Annotated in this window: 17 protein-coding genes; 11 read left to right on the top strand and 6 right to left on the bottom strand. The window is 71.9% G+C overall.

All coding sequences use genetic code 11. The features are described 5' to 3' along the window. Positions 1-28 precede the first annotated feature (28 nt). Positions 29-619 (top strand): TetR/AcrR family transcriptional regulator, encoded by a 591-nt coding sequence (locus ACIBN2_RS41425; protein WP_399142635.1) that lies wholly within the window; start codon positions 29-31, stop codon positions 617-619. Positions 620-622: 3 nt separating this feature from the next. Here ACIBN2_RS41425 and ACIBN2_RS41420 read toward each other — a convergent pair whose 3' ends face one another. Further along, entirely contained in the window at positions 623-1,801 is a 1,179-nt protein-coding gene (locus ACIBN2_RS41420; RefSeq protein WP_399142634.1) for an MFS transporter, read from the bottom strand. Positions 1,802-1,848: 47 nt separating this feature from the next. Between ACIBN2_RS41420 and ACIBN2_RS41415 the strand changes: the two genes are divergently transcribed. Beyond that, positions 1,849-3,261: a PLP-dependent aminotransferase family protein gene (locus ACIBN2_RS41415; RefSeq protein ID WP_399142632.1), complete on the top strand. Its 1,413-nt coding sequence runs from the start codon at positions 1,849-1,851 to the stop codon at positions 3,259-3,261. Here ACIBN2_RS41415 and ACIBN2_RS41410 read toward each other — a convergent pair whose 3' ends face one another. Beyond that, positions 3,262-4,464: a PucR family transcriptional regulator gene (locus ACIBN2_RS41410; RefSeq protein ID WP_399142631.1), complete on the bottom strand. Its 1,203-nt coding sequence runs from the start codon at positions 4,462-4,464 to the stop codon at positions 3,262-3,264. A 128-nt stretch (positions 4,465-4,592) separates the two neighbouring features. Between ACIBN2_RS41410 and ACIBN2_RS41405 the strand changes: the two genes are divergently transcribed. Together ACIBN2_RS41405 and pruA are read left to right on the top strand one after the other, a co-directional pair. Continuing rightward, positions 4,593-5,519 carry a proline dehydrogenase family protein gene (locus ACIBN2_RS41405; RefSeq protein WP_399142629.1) on the top strand — a complete coding sequence of 309 codons (927 nt, stop codon included), beginning with the start codon at positions 4,593-4,595 and terminating at the stop codon, positions 5,517-5,519. 63 nt (positions 5,520-5,582) lie between these two features. Then, positions 5,583-7,214 carry an L-glutamate gamma-semialdehyde dehydrogenase gene (pruA, locus tag ACIBN2_RS41400; protein ID WP_399142628.1) on the top strand — a complete coding sequence of 544 codons (1,632 nt, stop codon included), beginning with the start codon at positions 5,583-5,585 and terminating at the stop codon, positions 7,212-7,214. Between the two features lie 54 nt (positions 7,215-7,268). On the opposite strand, the gene ACIBN2_RS41395 is transcribed toward pruA, so the two are convergent. Beyond that, positions 7,269-7,475, bottom strand: a complete 207-nt coding sequence (locus tag ACIBN2_RS41395) for a DUF5988 family protein (RefSeq protein WP_399142626.1) — start codon at positions 7,473-7,475, stop codon at positions 7,269-7,271. Between the two features lie 20 nt (positions 7,476-7,495). Then, positions 7,496-8,443, bottom strand: a complete 948-nt coding sequence (locus ACIBN2_RS41390; protein ID WP_399142624.1) for an NADP-dependent oxidoreductase — start codon at positions 8,441-8,443, stop codon at positions 7,496-7,498. A gap of 356 nt (positions 8,444-8,799) precedes the next feature. On the opposite strand from ACIBN2_RS41390, the gene ACIBN2_RS41385 reads away from it, so the two are divergent. After that, on the top strand, positions 8,800-8,928 hold the full coding sequence (locus ACIBN2_RS41385; protein WP_016432484.1) for a hypothetical protein: 129 nt from the start codon (positions 8,800-8,802) through the stop codon (positions 8,926-8,928). Between the two features lie 31 nt (positions 8,929-8,959). Here the strand turns inward: ACIBN2_RS41385 and ACIBN2_RS41380 are convergent, their stop codons facing one another. After that, positions 8,960-10,519 (bottom strand): purple acid phosphatase family protein, encoded by a 1,560-nt coding sequence (locus ACIBN2_RS41380; protein ID WP_399142622.1) that lies wholly within the window; start codon positions 10,517-10,519, stop codon positions 8,960-8,962. Positions 10,520-10,661: 142 nt separating this feature from the next. Between ACIBN2_RS41380 and ACIBN2_RS41375 the strand changes: the two genes are divergently transcribed. Together ACIBN2_RS41375 and ACIBN2_RS41370 are read left to right on the top strand one after the other, a co-directional pair. Then, positions 10,662-11,705: a 3-isopropylmalate dehydrogenase gene (locus ACIBN2_RS41375; RefSeq protein ID WP_399142620.1), complete on the top strand. Its 1,044-nt coding sequence runs from the start codon at positions 10,662-10,664 to the stop codon at positions 11,703-11,705. Between the two features lie 286 nt (positions 11,706-11,991). Continuing rightward, complete coding sequence (locus ACIBN2_RS41370; RefSeq protein ID WP_399142619.1) at positions 11,992-13,080, top strand: branched-chain amino acid aminotransferase; 1,089 nt, start codon at positions 11,992-11,994, stop codon at positions 13,078-13,080. On the opposite strand, the gene ACIBN2_RS41365 is transcribed toward ACIBN2_RS41370, so the two are convergent. Beyond that, on the bottom strand, positions 13,077-14,522 hold the full coding sequence (locus ACIBN2_RS41365) for a cytosine permease (protein ID WP_399142618.1): 1,446 nt from the start codon (positions 14,520-14,522) through the stop codon (positions 13,077-13,079). The two genes, ACIBN2_RS41370 and ACIBN2_RS41365, sit on opposite strands and share 4 nt — an antisense overlap. Before the next feature lie 146 nt (positions 14,523-14,668). Here ACIBN2_RS41365 and ureA point away from each other — a divergent pair, with 146 nt between their 5' ends. Genes ureA through ACIBN2_RS41345 form a run of 4 tightly spaced genes read left to right on the top strand, consistent with a single transcriptional unit; the run spans position 14,669 to position 18,740 of the window. After that, entirely contained in the window at positions 14,669-15,373 is a 705-nt protein-coding gene (ureA, locus tag ACIBN2_RS41360; RefSeq protein ID WP_399142617.1) for an urease subunit gamma, read from the top strand. Continuing rightward, positions 15,370-17,079 (top strand): urease subunit alpha, encoded by a 1,710-nt coding sequence (locus ACIBN2_RS41355; RefSeq protein ID WP_399142615.1) that lies wholly within the window; start codon positions 15,370-15,372, stop codon positions 17,077-17,079. Before ureA ends, ACIBN2_RS41355 begins: the two co-directional genes overlap by 4 nt. A gap of 10 nt (positions 17,080-17,089) precedes the next feature. Continuing rightward, on the top strand, positions 17,090-18,130 hold the full coding sequence (locus tag ACIBN2_RS41350; protein ID WP_399142613.1) for an agmatine/peptidylarginine deiminase: 1,041 nt from the start codon (positions 17,090-17,092) through the stop codon (positions 18,128-18,130). Between the two features lie 10 nt (positions 18,131-18,140). After that, complete coding sequence (locus tag ACIBN2_RS41345; protein WP_399142612.1) at positions 18,141-18,740, top strand: TetR/AcrR family transcriptional regulator; 600 nt, start codon at positions 18,141-18,143, stop codon at positions 18,738-18,740. Positions 18,741-18,843: the final 103 nt, after the last annotated feature.

Below are 18,843 nucleotides of genomic sequence, written 5' to 3'. Positions count from 1 at the left end.
TGTATGGATCGGCGGTAGGGTGGCCGGCATGGGACACCGTGAGGATCTGCTCGAAGGCGCCAAGCGCTGCCTGCTGGAGAAGGGGTTCCTGCGTACGACCGCGCGGGACATCGTGAAGGAGTCGGGGACGAACCTGGCGTCCATCGGCTACCACTACGGGTCGAAGGACGCGCTGCTGGTGCAGGCCTACGTCTCGCTGATCGAGGGGGTCGGCGACAGCTTCGACCCGGGCTGGGGTGCGGAGGGCGGGGCGACGGCGCCGCCCGGATCGCTGGAGCGCTTCCAGGAGGTGTGGGCGAACATCATCCGCTCGGTCCCGGCGTCCCGGGGCATCTGGCTGCTGAGCTTCGAACTCATCCTGCAGGGCGACCGGTTGCCCGAGGTGCGCAAGCTGCTGGCCGCGGCGCAGGAGGAGGGCCGCTCGGGCATCGTGCCCATGTTCAACGGTGTCCGCGAGGAGGAGCTGGACAAGGAGACCGTCGACACGGAGGGGCGCTTCTACCAGACCCTGCTCAACGGGCTCATGGTCCAGTGGCTCTTCGACCCCGCCACGGCGACCGACGCGGCGCAGCTCACGGAGGGGCTGCGCCGGGTGATCGAGGGTGCCGGGAACGGCTGACGGTCAGGGCCGGGCGGCCCGCCGGTCGCCCAGCACCGGTGCCAGCGCGCCCAGCATCAGGACCGCGGTCACCGCGAAGGCCCACGGGTAGCCGGTCAGGCCGGCGAGGACGCCGAAGCCTGCCGCGCCGGCGCCCATGCCCCCGTCGTAGGCGAGGTTCCACAGGGCGCTGACGGTGCCGTAGGAGGAGGCGGAGACCCGGGCGTACATCAGGGTCAGCGTGGCGTTCTGGGCGATGCCGAAGCCGGCGCCGAAGAGGGCGGTGCCCGCGACGACGGCGATCGCGCTGCCCGTCGCGGCGATGACCAGCACACCCGCCGCCGACAGGAGCAGGCCGGGGAGGACGAGGCGGGCGCTGCCGTGCCGGTCGCCGTAGCGGCCCGCCACCCAGCGGAAGAGGGTCGAGGCGGCGGGCTGCACGAACAGGGCCACGGTGACGATGCCGGCGGACGCGTGCGGAACGGCCAGCGGCAGGAACGTGACCAGGATGCCGGCGGCCGTCGCGGTGGCGGCGAAGACGATCACGGGGCGCAGGAGGGCGCCCGTGCGCAGCCCGCGGACGACGCCCACCGACTCCTCCGGCTTCGCCTCGCGGTCCGGCAGTCCGAGCACCGAGACGATCGCGGCCAGTGCCGCCGCGCCGCCGGTCACGGCCACCGGCCCGTATCCGACGTGTCCGACCAGCCACAGCCCCAGCGGCAGGGCGATCAGCGACGGCACTCCGGAGACGACGCCCACGATCGCCAGGCCCTCGCCCCTGCGCTCCGCCGGGATCAGGGAGGCGGTCAGGGCGCCGCCCGCGACGATCGTCAGCGCGAAGCCCAGCCCGCGCACCAGGCACATCGCCACGATCCACGCCACGTCCCCGGAGACCGTCAGCACCACGGCCGGGGCGCCGAGCAGGAACAGGCCCGCCATCAGCGTCGCCCGGTAGCCGAAGCGGGCGACCAGCCGGGGGGTGATCAGCTCGCCGAGGACCGTGGTCAGCATCAGCGAGCCGGTCGCGAGGCCCGCGCCGCCGTTGCCGCCGGACTCGGCCGCGTAGGCGGGCACCACCGACAGCAGCAGGAAGAAGCTGACGCTCGCGCCGATCATGCTCACGAAGCGGAGCAGCAGGGGCCGGGTCAGCAGCCGGGGAGCCGGAACGATCACCTGGGGAGGGCAGGGGGCCGAAGTCGTCATACCGAAGACGTTAGGGATCGACCGGCTCCCCGCTAAGCTCCAATTCCATGCCAGTGCAGTGGGCCGGTTTGTCACCCGAGCTGCTCCTGACCGTCGACCGGGACAGCGGGGACCGCCTGTGCGCCCAGCTGGAGGGGCAGCTGCGGGACGCGATCCGCTCGGGGCGGCTCCAGGCCGGCGAGCGCCTCCCGTCCTCCCGCGAGCTCGCCCGCATCCTGGGCCTGTCCCGCGGCCTCGTCCAGGACTGCTACGCCCAGCTCCAGGCCGAGGGCTACCTCGTCACCCGCGTCGGCTCGGCCACCCGGGTGGCGGCCTGCGCACAGGTGGAGCCGGTGCCCGCGGCGCCCCGGCCCGAGGCCCGGCCCCGGATGGTCGCCGACTTCCGGCACGGCGTGCCGGACCTGGCCTCCTTCCCCGTCGCCGACTGGCTGTGGGCGACCAGGGAGGCGGCCCGCACCATGCCGACCGCCGAGTTCGACTACGGGGATCCGCGCGGCAGTTCGGCCCTGCGCGAGGTGGTGGCCGGGTATCTGCGCCGGGTGCGCGGAGCCGCCGCCGACCCCGCCCGCACCGTCGTCTGCTCCGGCTACGCCCAGGGCCTGAGCCTCGCCCTGCGCGCCCTCGCGGGCACGGGGGTGCGGATCGTGGCGTACGAGGATCCGGGCGGACCGGGCACCGCGCGGGCGGCCGCGGAGGCGTCGGGTCTCACGGCCGTACCGGTGCCGGTCGACGAAGGCGGCGTCGACGTACGGGCGCTGCACGCCACCGGAGCCCGCGCGGTCATCGTCACGCCCGCCCACCAGTGGCCGACGGGCGTCGTGCTGGCCCCCGACCGCCGCCACGCGCTGATCGAGTGGGCGCAGCGCCGGGACGCGTACGTCATCGAGGACGACTACGACGCCGAGTTCCGCTACGACCGCGAACCCGTGGGCTCCCTGCAGGGGCTGGCGGCCGACCGCGTGATCTCCGTCGGCACGGTCAGCAAGTCCCTCGCCCCCGCCCTGCGGCTCGGCTGGCTGCTGTGCCCGCCCGCTCTCATCGCCCCGCTCACCGACCTCAAACGCATCGCCGACCGCGGCTCACCGGCCCTCGACCAGCTCGCCCTCGCCCGCCTCGTCGAGTCCGGCCGCTACGACCGCCATCTGCGCCGTATGCGCACGACGTACGCGGCCCGCCGCACCGCGCTCGTCACGGCCCTCGGCCAACACGCCCCGGCGGTACGGCTGTCGGGGCTCGCGGCGGGATTCCACGCGGTGGCGCATCTGCCCTCGGGCGTCGAGGAGCCGGTGGTCGTGGCGGAGGCACGCGAGCGGGGGGTGGGGCTGTACGGCATGAGCGACTGCCGCACCTCGAAATCCGCGGACCCGCCCCAACTGGTGCTGGGATTCGGCAATGTGACGGAGCGTGCGATCACCGAGGGGATCGGGGCGGTGGCTGAACTCCTCGACGGCAGGCCCTAGTCAGAGCCGCGCCCCCTTCAGTGCCATGTGCAGCAGCAGCCGGTCCTCGCCGTCGTCCAGGTCGAGGCCGGTGAGCTGCTCCACGCGGGAGAGGCGGTAGTAGAGGGTCTGGCGGTGGATGCCGAGTTCGGCGGCGGTGCGGCCGGCCTGGCCCGCGCAGTCGAGGTAGATCTCGGCGGTGCGGGCGAGTTCGCGGTGGGTGGGGGAGAGCAGGGTGCCGACCGCCGGGTCGTGGGCCAACTCCGGCGGCAGCGAGGTCAGCAGGCGGAAGGGGCCGATCTGCGACCACTCCGCGACCGGGCCGAGCCGGGGTTCCGCGAGTGCGGCCCGCGCCGCCGCGGAGGCCTCCCGCCAGGCCGTCGCCAGCTCCCCGAGGCCCGTGCGGGCGGGGGCGACGCCGGCGGCCGCGGTGGCGCCGCGGTCCAGCTGCCGCGTCCGCTCCAGCATCCGCCCGGCCGCCGAGGTCGCCGGGGTCAGCACGTCCGCCGAGCGCAGCCGTACCAGCAGGGCGAGGGACTGGGACGCGGCTCCCCACGGCACCGTGCACAGCGCCGTCGCCCCCGGCACCGTACGGACCGAAGGCGCGTCGTCCGGGTCGGCGGACGGCCAGGGGGTCACACAGACCACGGTGTGCGGGGCGTCCGCGCGTGCTCCCAGTGCCGTGCGCAGCTCCGCCACCGCCATGTCCTGCTGCCAGCCGCGCTCGGTGACCAGCACGGCATGCAGTTCCCTGCTCAGATCCGCGCCGTGCTGGGCCTCGTCCGCGAGCAGGGCGCCGATGCGGGCCGTCACGTCCATGGCCGCACCCAGCTGCCGCTCGGTCGGGCCCGGGTCGGAGTCCAGCAGCCAGACGTAGCCGAGGACGACACCCCGATGGCGTACCGGAAGGCAGATGCGCCCCCGGTACACGCCCGCCTCCGGCGTCGGCGGGATACGGACCGGGCCCGTCGCCCGGGTGATGCCGAAGCCCTCGAACCACGAGCGGACGGCGGACGTGGAGCGGCGCGTCAGGATCGAGCGGGTGCGGACCGGGTCCAGGGCGGAGGCGTCGAGGTCGCCCTCACTGTCGTAGGCACCGAAGGCGATCAGCTCGAAGTCCCGGCTCTCCAGGGTCGCGGGGGCGCCGAGCAGCTCCGAGATCTCGTCGACCAGCTCCTGGTAGTCACCTTTGTAGTCCGCCGTCACTCCCGCATTCTCCCGCATTTCCTCAGGCGCCTCATACATATGTCTGAGATCTGCGGCACGGATGCGTGACAGCTGTCGATGGTCGACGATCGGAGGAATCCTTAGGTTTCACGGTGGTTCTATCTGCTGGTTTGTGGAGGTGCCCCGTGCTGGGTCCCGTGATTCTTGCCGCGTCGCGCAGCGACCGGATGCGACGCCTGATCTCGGCGGCCCCGGTGACCAAGCAGGTCGTCGACCGCTTCATCCCCGGTGAGTCCGTCGACGACGTCGTGCCGATCATCGAGGACCTCACCGGCAGGGGTCTGGAGCTGACGATGGACGTCGTCGGTGAGGACATCACCACCCCCGAGCAGTCGCACGCCGCCCGTGACGCCTATCTGGCGCTCGTCGACCGGCTCGCGGAACTGGACCTGGGCGAGCGGGTCGAGATGTCGGTGAAGCTGTCGATGTTCGGGCAGGCGCTGGAGGGTGGCCACGAGCTGGCCCTCGCAAACGTCCGCCAGGTCGTCGTGGCGGCCGCCGCCATCGGCACGACGGTCACGCTCGACGCCGAGGACCACACCACCCTCGACTCGATGTTCGCCATCCACGAGGAGCTGCGGAAGGACTTCCCGCAGACCGGCTGCGTCATCCAGGCCTACCTCTTCCGCACCGAGGCCGACGCCCGCCGGCTCGCCGCGGCCGGCAGCCGGGTGCGGCTGGTGAAGGGCGCGTACAAGGAGCCCGCCGAGGTCGCGTACCAGAACAAGCACGAGATCGACAAGGCGTACGTCCGGGTCCTGAAGATCCTCATGGACGGCGAGGGCTACCCGATGGTCGGCTCCCACGACCCGCGCCTGATCTCCATCGCCCAGGAACTCGCCCACCGCGCCGGTCGCAAGCCCGACGAGTACGAGTTCCAGATGCTCTACGGCATCCGCGGCGACGAGCACCTGCGGCTGGCCGCCGAGGGCCACCGCATGCGCGTCTACACCGCCTACGGCACCGACTGGTACGGCTACTTCATGAGGCGCCTCGCGGAGAAGCCGGCGAACCTGCGCTTCTTCGCCCGCAGCATGATCAGCAAGGGCTGAGACAGCCACCCTCCCGCCCACCTCCCCGCGACACCCGCTCACGTACAAGGAGTTACGGATCTCATGGACGCTGTGACCCAGGTCCCCACCCCCGTCAACGAGCCGGTGCACGGCTACGCCCCCGGCTCGCCCGAGCGTGCCCGGCTCGAGGCCAAGCTCAAGGAGCTGGCCGAGAACCCGGTCGACCTGCCGATGACCATCGGCGGTGAGAAGCGCCTCGGCGGCGGCGAGCCCTTCCAGGTCGTGCAGCCGCACAACCACAAGGCCGTCATCGGCACCGGCCGGCACGCCACCCAGCAGGACGCCCAGGACGCGATCGACGCGGCCCTCGCCGCCGCGCCCGCCTGGCGCGCGATGTCCTTCGACGACCGCGCCGCGATCATCCTGCGCGCCGCCGAGCTGCTGTCCGGCCCGTGGCGCGAGACCATCGCCGCGTCCACCATGCTCGGCCAGTCCAAGACGGCCCAGCAGGCCGAGATCGACTCCCCCTGCGAGCTGATCGACTTCTGGCGCTTCAACGTCCACTACGCCCGCAACATCCTGGCCGAGCAGCCCCCGGCCAACTCCCCGGGCGTCTGGAACCGCATGGACCACCGCCCGCTGGAGGGCTTCGTCTACGCGATCACGCCGTTCAACTTCAGCGCGATCGCGGCCAACCTGCCGACGGCCCCCGCCCTCATGGGCAACGTCGTGGTCTGGAAGCCGTCCCCGACGCAGACCCACGCCGCCGTGCTGCTGATGCAGCTGCTGGAGGAGGCGGGCCTGCCGAAGGGCGTCATCAACCTCGTCACCGGTGACGGCATCGAGGTCTCGAAGGTCGCCCTGGAGCACCGCGACCTCGCCGGCATCCACTTCACCGGTTCGACCAAGACCTTCCAGTACCTGTGGAAGACGGTCGGCAACAACATCGAGAAGTACCGCACCTACCCGCGCCTAGTGGGCGAGACCGGCGGCAAGGACTTCCTGGTCGCGCACCCGAGCGCCGACCGCGCGGTCCTCAAGACCGCCCTGACCCGCGGTGCCTTCGAGTACCAGGGCCAGAAGTGCTCGGCGACCTCCCGGGCGTACATCCCGGCGTCGATCTGGAACTCCGGCTTCAAGGAGGAGTTCGCGGCCGAGGTCGACCACCTGACCATGGGCGACGTCACGGACCTGTCGAACTTCATCGGCGCCGTGATCGACGAGCGCTCCTTCGCCAAGAACAAGGCCGCGATCGACCGCGCCAAGTCCGACCCGGCCTGCACGATCGTCGCGGGCGGCTCCTACGACGACTCGGTCGGCTACTTCGTCCGCCCGACCGTCGTCGAGTGCACCGACCCCGAGAACGAGGTCTTCCGCACCGAGTACTTCGGCCCGTTCCTCGCCGTGCACGTCTACGAGGACGACCAGTACGACGCGATGCTGACGCAGATGGAGTCGGTCTCCGACTACGCCCTGACCGGCTCGGTGGTCTCCAACGACCGCGCGGCGGCCGCGTACACGATGGAGAAGCTGCGCTACGCGGCCGGCAACTTCTACATCAACGACAAGTCGACCGGCGCCGTCGTCGGCCAGCAGCCCTTCGGCGGCGGCCGTGCCTCCGGCACCAACGACAAGGCCGGTGCCCCGCAGAACCTGCTGCGCTGGACGCTGACCCGCGCCATCAAGGAGACGCTGGTCCCGCCGACCGACTACGGGTACCCGCACATGGGCTGACGTCCGCGGACGCACGAACGGGCCGGGTCGGAACGACCCGGCCCGTTCGCATGGTCAGCCGGGCATCTCCGTCCGCTCCCACCACTCGTACACGGGGAGCGGCCCCTCCGGCGTGTCCGCGCGGCGGGCGGTCTGCCTGAAGTGCTCGTAGCCGTTGCGCAGTTCGATCTTCAGGTCCACCTCGGGTGCCGCGATCGCGACGATCCGTTCGGGCAGGTCCTGCGGGCCGCCCTCGAGCAGTGCCTTCACCTTGTCGTTCATGACCTCACCATTCCCTGTTGTCAGACCGGCAGGATCAGTACGAGCCTGCCCTTGGCGTGGCCCGCCTCGGCCAGCTCGTGCGCCTTGGCCGCCTCCTCGAGGGGGAGCGCCGCCTCGACGTGGACGCGGATGCGGTTGTCGGCCAGGAGGGCGGCGGCCTTGGCGAGCCGCTCCCCGGAGGGTTCCGCCCGCACCGCGGCGAAGCGCATGCCGCGGGCCTCGACGTCCTCCGGCGCGAGACCCAGGTCGCCGGGGATCGCCGAGATCAGCAGGCCGCCCGGGCGCAGGGTGTTCAGCGTGCGCGGGCCGTAGTCGCCGCCGATCAGGTCCAGGGCGGCGTCGATGTCGTGCACGGCGTCGGCGAAGTCGGTGACCGTGTAGTCGATCAGCTCGTCCGCGCCGAGGTCGCGCAGGAAGTCGTGGCGGTCGGCGCGGGCGGTCGCCACGACGTACGCGCCCTCCGCCTTGGCGAGCTGCACCGCCACGTGGCCGACACCGCCGGCCGCGGCGTGGATCAGGACGCGGGTGCCGGGCCCGGCGTGCGCGATGTCGATCAGGGCCTGCCAGGACGTCAGCAGGGCGGTCGGGGCCGCGGCCGCGCGGATGTGGTCGAGGGTGGCGGGCTTCGGAGCGAAACGGCCGGCCGGGGCCGTGACATGGGTGGCGTACCCGCCGGAGTCGATCCTGCCGAAGACCTCGTCGCCCGGGCGGAGTCCGGTGACCTCGGTTCCGACGGCCTCCACGGTGCCGGAGACGTCGCGGCCGAGGGTGAAGGGCGGGTCTCCGTAGAGGGGCGCGGTGCCCGAACGGATCAGGAGGTCCACGGGGTCGACGGCGGCCGCGCGCACGCGGAGCAGGATCTCGCCCGGTGCGGGCGCGGGGCACGGACGGTCCTCCAGCCGGAGGACCTCGGGGCCGCCGAACCGGTGCTGGGTCATCGCCTGTGTGCGGGGACGTTCCGTGGTCATCGGGTCTCCCTCCCGGATCCGGACCGGGCGGCGGTGTGCGGCCGCCTGTATCCATCGTTGCTCCGGCGGACGGGGTTGTGCACCCCCCGTTGGGCCCAAACGGTTCCCCTGAAGTCCCCAGCTCAGAGCGGTGTGACCCAATCCGCCGTCTCAGATAGTAGGAAGTCCGACTAACTGTGGAGACAGACCGGGAACGGTCCCCTACTTTTGTAGGAGCCGAACGTCTCGCTCGACCAAGCGAATGGCGGTCGTGAGCCGGGCCCCGTGCAGGCAACCCCTGCGGCACCGCTCCCCGCCGACCGGCGTCTCGTAACCCCTTGTTCAGCACTCCCGGATGTCGAAGGAGTCGATTTCCCATGGCCGAGACGACCGCCCGCCGCCGCCGTCACCTCTCCCGTACGAGCGAGTCCGACCGCAAGAACGCCGCCGCCGCCCTCCAGCGCGCCCTCGACCGCAGGGACAACGGCGGCTCGACGGGCCACTGAGCAGCGGCGAACCACGAGGTGGGGCGCGGGCTCACGCGCCGCGCCGCACCTCGAAGTGATCGATGCGCTCACCCTCGTCGGTGAGCGCCGACACCTTCAGCGCGGGCTTCGCGCCGCTCTCCGCCTCGACGGAGAGAAGTGAGAAGCCCCGGTAGCGCACACGCGACCACTCCGCGGTCTCCTTCCTGGCGGCCTTCGACCTCGTCCACTGGAAGGTGTCGACGGAATCGTGCCGCGTGACGTGCCCCTCGTAGCTCTCCCGCACGCCCGGCGGGAACCCGTACAGGTCCCGTCCGCCGCCGCCCGCGGTGACGTACACGATGCCGTCCCGCGTCGGATCGGTGGAGGCGCCGATCGGCGCGGGCCTGCCGACCGCGCCGTTCCTGACGGCGTCCGTCCGTTCGTAGACGTGGTTGTGGCCGTTGATCACCAGGTCCACCTGGTGCCGGGCGAACAGCGGCAGCCACTCGGCGCGCACGCCGCCGTCGGAGGCGTGCGTGGACGTCGAGTACGCGCAGTGATGGAAGAAGACGACCACGAAGTCCACCTGCGAGGAGGCCCGCAGCCGGGCCAGCTCCTGGTCCAGCCACTTCGTCTGCCTGCCGCCGGTGTAGCCGAAGTTGGCGGGGATCTCGTACGACACGTCGTTCGCGTCCAGCGCGACGAAGGCGACGTTGCCGTACGTGAAGGAGTACACCCCGGGCGCCGTCCGCGGGTCGAAGCCGCTCTCCGGCAGCGACCAGCGCGCAAGTTGGCCGCCGTAGCCGTCCGGCGAGTACCACGCCTCCATGTCGTGGTTGCCGGTCGTCACCATCCACGGCACCGACCTCGCCACCGGCTCGTTCTGCTTGAGGAACAGGTCCCAGTACGCGGGGTCGTAGCCGTCCGTCTTCTTTCCCTGGCCGTTGGTGTCGGCGTAGCAGATGTCGCCGGCGTGCAGGTGGAAGGCGGGCTTCTGACGCAGCACCACATGGTCGTTGGCGGCCGCGGCCCGGCTCACGCCCTGGTCGCCGAAGGCCGTGAACACGAAGGACCGCGGGGCCGCCGGGGCCGTCCGGAAGGAGCCGACGGTCGAGCGGTGCGCGGCGGAGGCCGGGTCGAAACCGTCGTGGCCGACGCCGTAGTAGTACGTCGTGCCGGGGTGCAGGCCGTCCAGGGCGGCGTGCAGGTAGTACTGCTCCAGCGCCGGGCGCACGCCCGTCACGCCCGGCGTGTGCAGGTCGCGGACCTCGGCCCCGATCTTCCGGCTCAGCTCGTCCGGCCTCGGGCCGATGCGCACGTACGGCCTCCGCACCGCGAGCGGCACCTGCCAGGAGACCCGCATCTGCGTCTTCGGGTCGGCGCCGAAGGCGAGATGGCGGCCGAAGGGGGAGACGACGGAGCCGTGCACCGTCGAGGTGACGGGCGACGGGGTCGCCGAGCCCCGCGCTCCCGAGCCGCCGCAGCCGGTCAGCAGCCCGCCCGCCGCCACCGCGCCCGCGGTCACCAGCGTGCGGCGCCGCATCAGTTTCGTGCGCAGGTACTCGTGCTGCTCGGCCATGCCCATGCGGCTCGCGAGCTGCGGCGGGATGCCGAAGTCGGGGAGGTCCATGGAAGGGAACTTCCCATCGCATCCCGACAACCGCCAGGCGTACGGGTGAACGTGCGGCGACCGGTCGGGGCCGGCGCCGTCGACGGCGTCCGTATCGCGGACACGGCATGTCATCCCATGGGACGAGGAGTAGGGTGCCGACATGTCTCGCAGCCTCAATCTCGCAGTGATCCCCGGTGACGGCATCGGCCAGGAGGTCGTGGCCGAAGGCCTGAAGGTCCTCTCCGCCGTCCTTCCGCAGGATGTGAAGCTGGAGACCAAGGAGTACGACTTCGGCGCCCGGCGCTACCACGCCACCGGCGAGACCCTCACCGACGCCGACCTCGACGCGCTGAAGCGGCACGACGCCATCCTGCTCGGCGCGATCGGCGACCCGTCGGTCCCGTCCGGCGTCCTGGAGCGCGGCTTCCTGCTCAAGCTCCGGTTCGCCTTCGACCACCACGTCAACCTGCGTCCCTCGAAGCTCCTCCCGGGCGTGGCCACCCCGCTCGCCGGTGAGCCGAGCATCGACTTCGTCGTGGTCCGCGAGGGCACCGAGGGCCCGTACACGGGCAACGGCGGCACGATCCGCAAGGGCACCCCGCACGAGGTCGCCACCGAGGTCTCCGTGAACACGGCCTTCGGCGTCGAGCGGGTCGTCCGGGACGCCTTCGCGCGTGCCCAGGCCCGCCCGCGCAAGAAGCTCGCGCTGATCCACAAGAACAACGTGCTGACCTTCGCGGGTCACCTGTGGACGAACGTCTTCAACAGGGTGGCCGCGGAGTTCCCCGAGGTCGCCACCGAGTACATGCACGTGGACGCGGCGACCATCTACCTGGTCACGCAGCCCGAGCGGTTCGACGTGATCGTCACCGACAACCTCTTCGGCGACATCGTCACCGACCTCGCCGCGGCCGTCTCCGGCGGCATCGGCGTCGCCGCGAGCGGGAACATCAACCCCTCCGGCGAGTTCCCCTCGATGTTCGAGCCGGTCCACGGCTCCGCGCCCGACATCGCCGGCCAGGGCAAGGCCGACCCGACCGCCACGGTCCTCTCGGTCGCCCTGCTCCTGCGCCACCTCGGCCACGAGGCCGAGGCCGCCCGGATCGACGAGGCGGTCTCCGCCGACCTGGCCGAGCGCACCGGCGGGCCCGCGCGCAGCACGTCGGAGATCGGCGACGCGCTGGCCGTACGAGTAGCCGGCTGACCCCGGGGCTCACTCGACATCACTCGAAGCCGCCGGGTCGCATCCGCACCCGGCGGCTTTCGCTCTGTCCCCGCCGGGTGCCACCATCATCCCCTGGGCCGCTTTCACGCCGTTTCTCCCCCATGGCCTTAACGGCATGGGCGGTGCCCCCAACGGTTCCCCGCTTGCGATAATCGAACGTGGAGCCGCTGAACGAGGCAATGCTCGGACGTCCTACTACTGGCCACGGCCGGTGCGGGCGTGAGCGCGGCCCGTCACACACAAAACCGGTGAAGGACAACCACTCATGACGACGCCCACGATCGAGCTCAAGCCCTCCGCCAGCCCGCTCTCCGACGCCGAGCGCGCGGCTATCCTGGCGAACCCCGGGTTCGGCCGCCACTTCACCGACCACATGGTGACGATCAAGTGGACCGAGGGCCGCGGCTGGCACGACGGCCAGCTCGTCCCGTACGCCCCGCTCTCGATCGACCCCGCCACGATGGTCCTGCACTACGCGCAGGAGATCTTCGAGGGCCTGAAGGCCTACCGCCAGCCCGACGGCTCCGTCGCCACCTTCCGCCCGGAGAAGAACGCGGAGCGCTTCCAGCGCTCCGCGCACCGCCTGGGCATGCCCGAGCTGCCGGTGGAGATGTTCATCGAGGCGTGCGACGCCCTGGTCCAGCAGGACAAGACCTGGGTGCCCGCGCACGGCGGCGAGGAGTCCCTCTACCTCCGCCCGTTCATGATCGCGACGGAGGTCGGCCTGGGCGTGAAGCCCGCCAACGAGTACCTCTTCCTGGTCATCGCCTCCCCGGCCGGCGCCTACTTCCCGGGCGGCGTCAAGCCGGTCTCCATCTGGCTCTCCGAGGACCGCGTCCGCGCCGTCCCCGGCGGCATGGGCGACGCCAAGACCGGCGGCAACTACGCCGCCTCCCTGCTCGCCCAGGCCGAGGCCGCCGCCAAGGGCTGCGACCAGGTCTGCTACCTCGACGCGGTCGAGCACAAGTGGGTCGAGGAACTCGGCGGGATGAACCTCTACTTCGTCTACGGCGACAAGATCATCACGCCGGCCCTCACCGGCTCCATCCTCGAGGGCGTCACCCGCGACAGCCTCCTCACCGTCGCGCGCGATCTGGGCTACGAGTCCGAGGAGGGCCGCGTCTCCATCGACCAGTGGCAGCGCGACGCCGAGAACGGCACCCTCACCGAGGTCTTCGCCTGCGGCACCGCCGCCGTGATCACCCCGGTCGGCACGGTCAAGCGCGACGGCACCGAGTGGCAGCAGTCCGCGGGCGAGCCCGGCGAGGTCACGGTGAGGCTGCGCGAGGCACTGCTGAACATCCAGCGCGGCACGGCGGAAGACGCGCACGGCTGGATGCACAAGCTGGGCTAGTAGTCGCTCGGCACCTTGGGGGCCGCCTCGGGCACACCGTCCGGGGCGGCCCCGGCCGTCTGCGGCACGTTAGCCGTCAGCAGCAGGTACACCGCACCGCCGACCAGCCCCGACAGCAGGAAGCTGCAGTCCACCCCGCCCGTCAGGGACAGCAGCGGGCCCTCGTAGGACGGGAGGGAGACGGCGAGCAGGCCGACCGCCGCGCCCAGGGCCCAGGAGACGACGGCGCGCAGGTGCCAGCCGGCCCGGTACCAGTAGACGCCGCCCCTGGAGCGCCGGTTGAACACCTGGAGGGCGTCCGCGTCGTACACGCCCCGGCAGCGGGCGAAGCCGATGAGGGTGATGACCGCCCAAGGGGTGCCGATGGCGGTCAGGAGGAGGACGAAGGACGTCATCGCGTCCTGGGCGCTGGAGTAGTAGTGGCCGATGAAGACGCAGGCCGTCGCGACGATCGCGACCGTGTAGGTGGCGCGGGCGCGGGAGGCGCGCGGGAGGATGGCGTCGAGGTCGAGGCCCATGGAGTAGAGCATCAGGCCCGCGTTGCCGACCGAGCCGGCGGAGGCCGACAGCAGGAGCGGGATCAGGTACCAGGTGGGGGAGGCCGCGACCAGCGGGCCCGCGTAGTCCGCCGCGGCGCGTGCCGCGAACGCGGTGAAGGTGCCGAAGAGCTGGGGGACCAGCAGGCCGAGGATCAGGCCGAGCCAGGTGGCGTGCAGGACCCGGTGCGAGGCGTGCCGGGCCGGGGAGATGTAGCGGGTGTAGTCGCCGAGCAGGGTGATGAAGGCGATCGGGCCGGACAGGCCCGCCGCCACCGTGGCCAGGAACCAGGTCGGCCAGAACCCGCCCAGCAGGTAGCCGCCGGCCGCGGGGAGCGCCGAGGTCGTGAAGTGCGGGCCGTACGCGACGACGCCCAGGATCAGCAGGGCCGTCATGCCGATGGCCAGGACCCGGGACATGGTGAGCAGGACGCGGTAGCCGTACACCGCGCCGGCCACGGTCGCCGCGGCCAGCAGTGCGTACACGACGGCGTAGGAGACGCCGTTCTGCGGCAGGCCGGTCAGGCGGCCCAGCACGCTCACCATCACGTCCCCGCCGATCCAGACGGTCAGCGCGGTGTATCCGAGGGCCAGCAGCAGGCCGACGACCGAGCCGACCAGCCGGCCGCGCACGCCGAACTGCGCGCCGGAGGAGGTGGAGAGGTTCGTCGCGGTGCGCAGCGAGATCAGGGCCAGCGGGGCCGTCAGCGCCGTGCCGGCCAGGGTGCCCACGACGATCGAGCTCAGCGAGCCCCACCAGTCGAGGCCGAACGACGGCGGCAGCCAGCCGAAGATGATCACGCCCAGACAGAGATTGGAGCCGAGCAGGATCGAGACCAGATCGCGTGGACCGCTGGTGCGTTCCTCGTCGGGGATGGTGTCGACTCCGCGCTGTTCTATCGGCATGGCTGGTCTCCTTCGATCGGCCGCCTCATGAAGTTTGAGCGACGTTCAATGTGACGTGTCGGCTGTGCTGCGTCAATGCCATGGGCTTGCGTAGGTGATGTTTAGAGTGTTGTTCTAATCCCAGGAAGGCAAGGAGGTGTCGTGGCGTGAGACTGACCCCCACGGAACGTGACCGGCTGTTGCTCTTCGGAGCCGCCGAGCTGGCCCGGGCCCGCCGTGCGCGCGGGCTGCGGCTCAACGTCCCGGAGGCGACCGCGCTGATCGCGGACGCCGTCTGCGAGGCCGCCCGCGACGGCGCCCGGCTGGCCGAGGCCATCGAGCGCGCCCGCACCGTGCTCGGCCCGTCCGACGTGCTGCCCGGCGTCGCCGACGTCGTCACCGAGGTGCACGTCGAGGCCGTCTTCGACGACGGCTCGCGCCTCGCCGTGGTCAGCGACCCGATCGGGGGCGGGCTCGGGGACGAGGCGCCGGGCGCGCTGCTGCCGGGGCCCGAGCACCGCGACCCCGAGCCGGTCCTGCGGCTGACGGTGACCAACACCGCCACCGTGCCGGTCTCCGTCACCTCCCACTTCCACTTCTTCGAGGCCAATCCGCGCCTCGACTTCGCCCGGGGCGACGCCTACGGCATGCGGCTCGCGGTGCCCGCGGGCGCCTCGGTGCGCTTCGGGCCGGGGGAGTCGCTGGAGGTCGGCCTGCTGCCGATCGGCGGCGCTCGGGTCGCCGTCGGCTTCGCCGGTCTCGTCGACGGGCCGCTGGACGCACCCGGCGCCCGCGAGGAGGCCCTGCGCCGGGCCGCCGCCTGCGGATACCTCGGCGTACCGCAGACCACAGATCAGGAGGCCCGGCGATGAGCCGTCCCGGAGGTCACCCGGCGCAGGCACGCCGGCTCACCCCGTACGAGTACGCCGCGACCCACGGCCCCCGCGCCGGCGACCGCATCCGCCTCGGCGACTCGGGGCTGACGGTCCGGGTCGAGTCCGACGCGCAGCGCTACGGCGACGAGTTCCTCGCCGGCTTCGGGAAGACCGCGCGCGACGGGCTGCACCTCAAGGCGGCGGCCGTGCGCGAGACCTGTGACGTCGTCATCAGCAACGTCGTCGTGATCGACGCCGTGCAGGGCATCCGCAAGGTGTCCATCGGCATCCGGGAGGGCCGGATCAGCTCGATCGGACGGGCCGGCAACCCGGACACCCTCGACGGGGTCGACGTCGTGGTCGGCACGGGCACGTCGATCGTGTCCGGCGAAGGGCTCATCGCCACCGCGGGCGCCGTCGACACCCACGTCCATCTGCTGTCGCCGCGCATCATGGAGGCCTCGCTGGCCTCCGGCGTCACGACGATCGTCGGCCAGGAGTTCGGGCCGGTGTGGGGCGTCGGCGTCAACTCGCCCTGGGCGCTGAAGCACGCGTTCGGCGCCTTCGACGCCTGGCCGGTCAACATCGGCTTCCTGGGCCGGGGTTCGTCCTCGCACGACGCCCCGCTGGTCGAGGCACTCGCCGAGGGCGGGGCGAGCGGCTTCAAGGTGCACGAGGACATGGGCGCCCACACCCGGGCCCTGGACACGGCACTGCGTGTCGCAGAGGAGCACGACGTCCAGGTCGCCCTGCACAGCGACGGGCTGAACGAGTGCCTGTCGGTCGAGGACACCCTCCGGGTGCTGGAGGGTCGCACCATCCACGCCTTCCACATCGAGGGCTGCGGCGGCGGGCACGTCCCCAACGTGCTGAAGATGGCGGGCGTGCCCAACGTCATCGGCTCCTCCACCAACCCCACCCTGCCCTTCGGCCGGGACGCGGTCGCCGAGCACTACGGCATGATCGTCTCCGTCCACGACCTCAAGACCGACCTGCCCGGCGACGCCGCCATGGCCCGCGACCGCATCCGCGCCGGGACCATGGGCGCCGAGGACGTGCTGCACGACCTGGGCGCGATCGGCATCACCTCGTCCGACGCGCAGGGCATGGGACGGGCGGGCGAGACGGTCCGCCGCACCTTCGCCATGGCCGGGAAGATGAAGGCCGAGTTCGGCGCCCCGGACGAGCACGACAACGAGCGCGTCCTGCGCTACATGGCCAAGCTGACCATCAACCCGGCCATCGCCCACGGGCTTTCGCACGAGGTGGGCTCCATCGAGGTCGGCAAGCTGGCGGACATCGTGCTGTGGAGCCCGGAGTACTTCGGCGCCAAGCCGCAGCTGGTCCTCAAGTCCGGCTTCCCGGCCTACGGCGTCACCGGCGACCCGAACGCGGCCACCGACACCTGCGAACCCCTCGTCCTGGGACCGCAGTTCGGGGCGCACGGCGCGACCCCCGCCGACATCTCGGTGGCCTTCGTCGCGCAGGCCGCCCTCGACCAGGGGGGCGACTCGATGCCGACGCGCAGAAGAAGGGTCGCCGTCCGCGGCACCCGGGGTATCGGCCCCGCCGATCTGCGCCGCAACTCCCGTACCGGAGCGGTCGACGTGGACCGGCGCACAGGTCTCGTCACCCTCGACGGCGAACCGATCCGCTCGGAGCCCGCCGACTCGGTCTCCCTCAACCGCCTCTACTTCCTCTAAGGACCCCACCATGGACAAGGCCGCCTCGGACGGCTTCCGGATGCCCGCCGAATGGACCCCGCACGAGCGCACCTGGATGGCGTGGCCGGGCCCCAACAGCACCTTCGACGACCCGGACGACCTCCTCACCTCCCGCATGGCCTGGGCCTCCGTCGCCCGCACCGTCCTGCGCTTCGAACCGGTCACCGTCGTGTGCGGCCCCGGCCAGTCGGCGGCCGCGCAGACGCTGCTCGGCCCCGGAGTCGACACCGTCGAACGCGATCTCGACGATGCCTGGATGCGGGACATCGGGCCCACCTTCCTGACCGACGGCCGTGAACTCGCCGCCGTGGACTGGACGTTCAACGGCTGGGGCGCTCAGGACTGGGCCCGCTGGGAGCACGACGCGAAGATCGCCGCGTACGTCTCGGACCTCGCGGGCTGCACGAGGACGTACGCCTCGAAGCTCGTCAACGAGGGCGGGGCGATCCACGTCGACGGCGAGGGGACCGTCCTGCTGACGGACACCGTGCAGCTCGGCCCCGAGCGCAACCCGGGCTGGTCGAGGGAGGAGGTCGAGGCGGAGATCCACGCGATGCTCGGCACCCGCAAGGCCATCTGGCTGCCGCGCGGCCTCACCGGCGACTATCCCCCCCACGGCTTCGGCACCCTCGGGCACGTCGACATCGTCGCCGCGTTCGCCCGCCCGGGCGTCGTGGTCGCGCACTCCCAGCCGGACCCGGCGCACCCGGACCACGAGGTGACGAAGGAGGTCATCGGGCTGCTGAAGGCGCAGAAGGACGCGCGCGGCCGCAGCCTGGAGGTCGTCGAGGTCCCGGCCCCGACCGTCCTGGAGGCCGACGGCCACTGGGCCGACTACTCCTACATCAACCACTACCTCTGCAACGGCGGCGTCGTGCTCTGCGGCTTCGACGACCCGCGCGACGAGATCGCGGCCGGGATCTTCCGGCGGTTGTTCCCCGGGCGGACCGTGACGCTGGTGGACGCCCGTACGATCTTCGCGGGTGGTGGCGGTATCCACTGCATCACGCAACAACAGCCGAGGATCTAGGAGCCGAGACATGGCCGGTGCGCGCAGGAACGCCCCGCCGCGCGAGGACGTTCTCGTCGCCGCCATGGAGATGATCGCCGAACGCGGTCTGGAGAAGCTCACGATGGCGGCGCTCGGCCGTGAGGTCGGGATGAGCAGCGGCCATCTGCTCTACTACTTCCACTCCAAGGACGAGCTGCTGCTGCAGACCCTGGAGTGGAGCGAGGGCCGGCTGGGCGCGGAGCGCGGCCGGCTGCTGGGCCGCGCCGGCAGGGCCCGCGAGCGGCTCGACGCCTACGTCGACCTGTACGTCCCCGACGGCCACCGCGACCCGCACTGGACGCTGTGGCTGGAAGTCTGGAACCGCTCGCAGAACGCCGATGCGGACGCCCGCGACCGGCAGGCCGCGATCGAGGGCGCCTGGCACCGCGACCTGGTGGCGCTGATCGCGGAGGGGATGTCGCGGGGGGAGTTCCGGCGGGTCGACCCGGACCGTTTCGCGGCCCGGCTGCGGGCGCTCCTGGACGGCCTCTCCATCCATGTGGCGATCGGTCTGCGCGGCACGGACCGGCCGCAAGTTCTCGGCCACGTACGGGAGTTCCTGGACGAGACGCTTCTCGCGGACGCGTGACCTTCCACCCGGGTTGTACGCAATACGGCCGATTGACCCTGTGTCCCGTGGTGCGTTTGCCTCGGAGGGAGTCCCCGGCGCGGGGCCGGGGGAGAAGCGTCCA

It is taken from the genome of Streptomyces sp. NPDC050534, from assembly GCF_044457745.1.
Lineage (GTDB): Bacteria > Actinomycetota > Actinomycetes > Streptomycetales > Streptomycetaceae > Streptomyces.
This window is presented reverse-complemented; position numbering and strand designations above follow the sequence as displayed.

Bases quoted from the DNA above. Each gene is read 5' to 3' on its own strand.
- ACIBN2_RS41375 (WP_399142620.1), top strand. From the start codon at position 10,662: ATGTCTCGCAGCCTCAATCTCGCAGTGATCCCCGGTGACGGCATCGGC.
- ACIBN2_RS41425 (WP_399142635.1), top strand. From the start codon at position 29: ATGGGACACCGTGAGGATCTGCTCGAAGGCGCCAAGCGCTGCCTGCTG.
- ACIBN2_RS41420 (WP_399142634.1), bottom strand. From the start codon at position 1,801: ATGACGACTTCGGCCCCCTGCCCTCCCCAGGTGATCGTTCCGGCTCCC.
- ACIBN2_RS41410 (WP_399142631.1), bottom strand. From the start codon at position 4,464: ATGCGGGAGAATGCGGGAGTGACGGCGGACTACAAAGGTGACTACCAG.
- ACIBN2_RS41365 (WP_399142618.1), bottom strand. From the start codon at position 14,522: ATGCCGATAGAACAGCGCGGAGTCGACACCATCCCCGACGAGGAACGC.
- ACIBN2_RS41355 (WP_399142615.1), top strand. From the start codon at position 15,370: ATGAGCCGTCCCGGAGGTCACCCGGCGCAGGCACGCCGGCTCACCCCG.
- ACIBN2_RS41390 (WP_399142624.1), bottom strand. From the start codon at position 8,443: ATGACCACGGAACGTCCCCGCACACAGGCGATGACCCAGCACCGGTTC.
- ACIBN2_RS41345 (WP_399142612.1), top strand. From the start codon at position 18,141: ATGGCCGGTGCGCGCAGGAACGCCCCGCCGCGCGAGGACGTTCTCGTC.
- ACIBN2_RS41370 (WP_399142619.1), top strand. From the start codon at position 11,992: ATGACGACGCCCACGATCGAGCTCAAGCCCTCCGCCAGCCCGCTCTCC.
- pruA (WP_399142628.1), top strand. From the start codon at position 5,583: ATGGACGCTGTGACCCAGGTCCCCACCCCCGTCAACGAGCCGGTGCAC.
- ACIBN2_RS41385 (WP_016432484.1), top strand. From the start codon at position 8,800: ATGGCCGAGACGACCGCCCGCCGCCGCCGTCACCTCTCCCGTACGAGC.
- ACIBN2_RS41380 (WP_399142622.1), bottom strand. From the start codon at position 10,519: ATGGACCTCCCCGACTTCGGCATCCCGCCGCAGCTCGCGAGCCGCATG.
- ACIBN2_RS41350 (WP_399142613.1), top strand. From the start codon at position 17,090: ATGGACAAGGCCGCCTCGGACGGCTTCCGGATGCCCGCCGAATGGACC.
- ACIBN2_RS41395 (WP_399142626.1), bottom strand. From the start codon at position 7,475: ATGAACGACAAGGTGAAGGCACTGCTCGAGGGCGGCCCGCAGGACCTG.
- ACIBN2_RS41415 (WP_399142632.1), top strand. From the start codon at position 1,849: ATGCCAGTGCAGTGGGCCGGTTTGTCACCCGAGCTGCTCCTGACCGTC.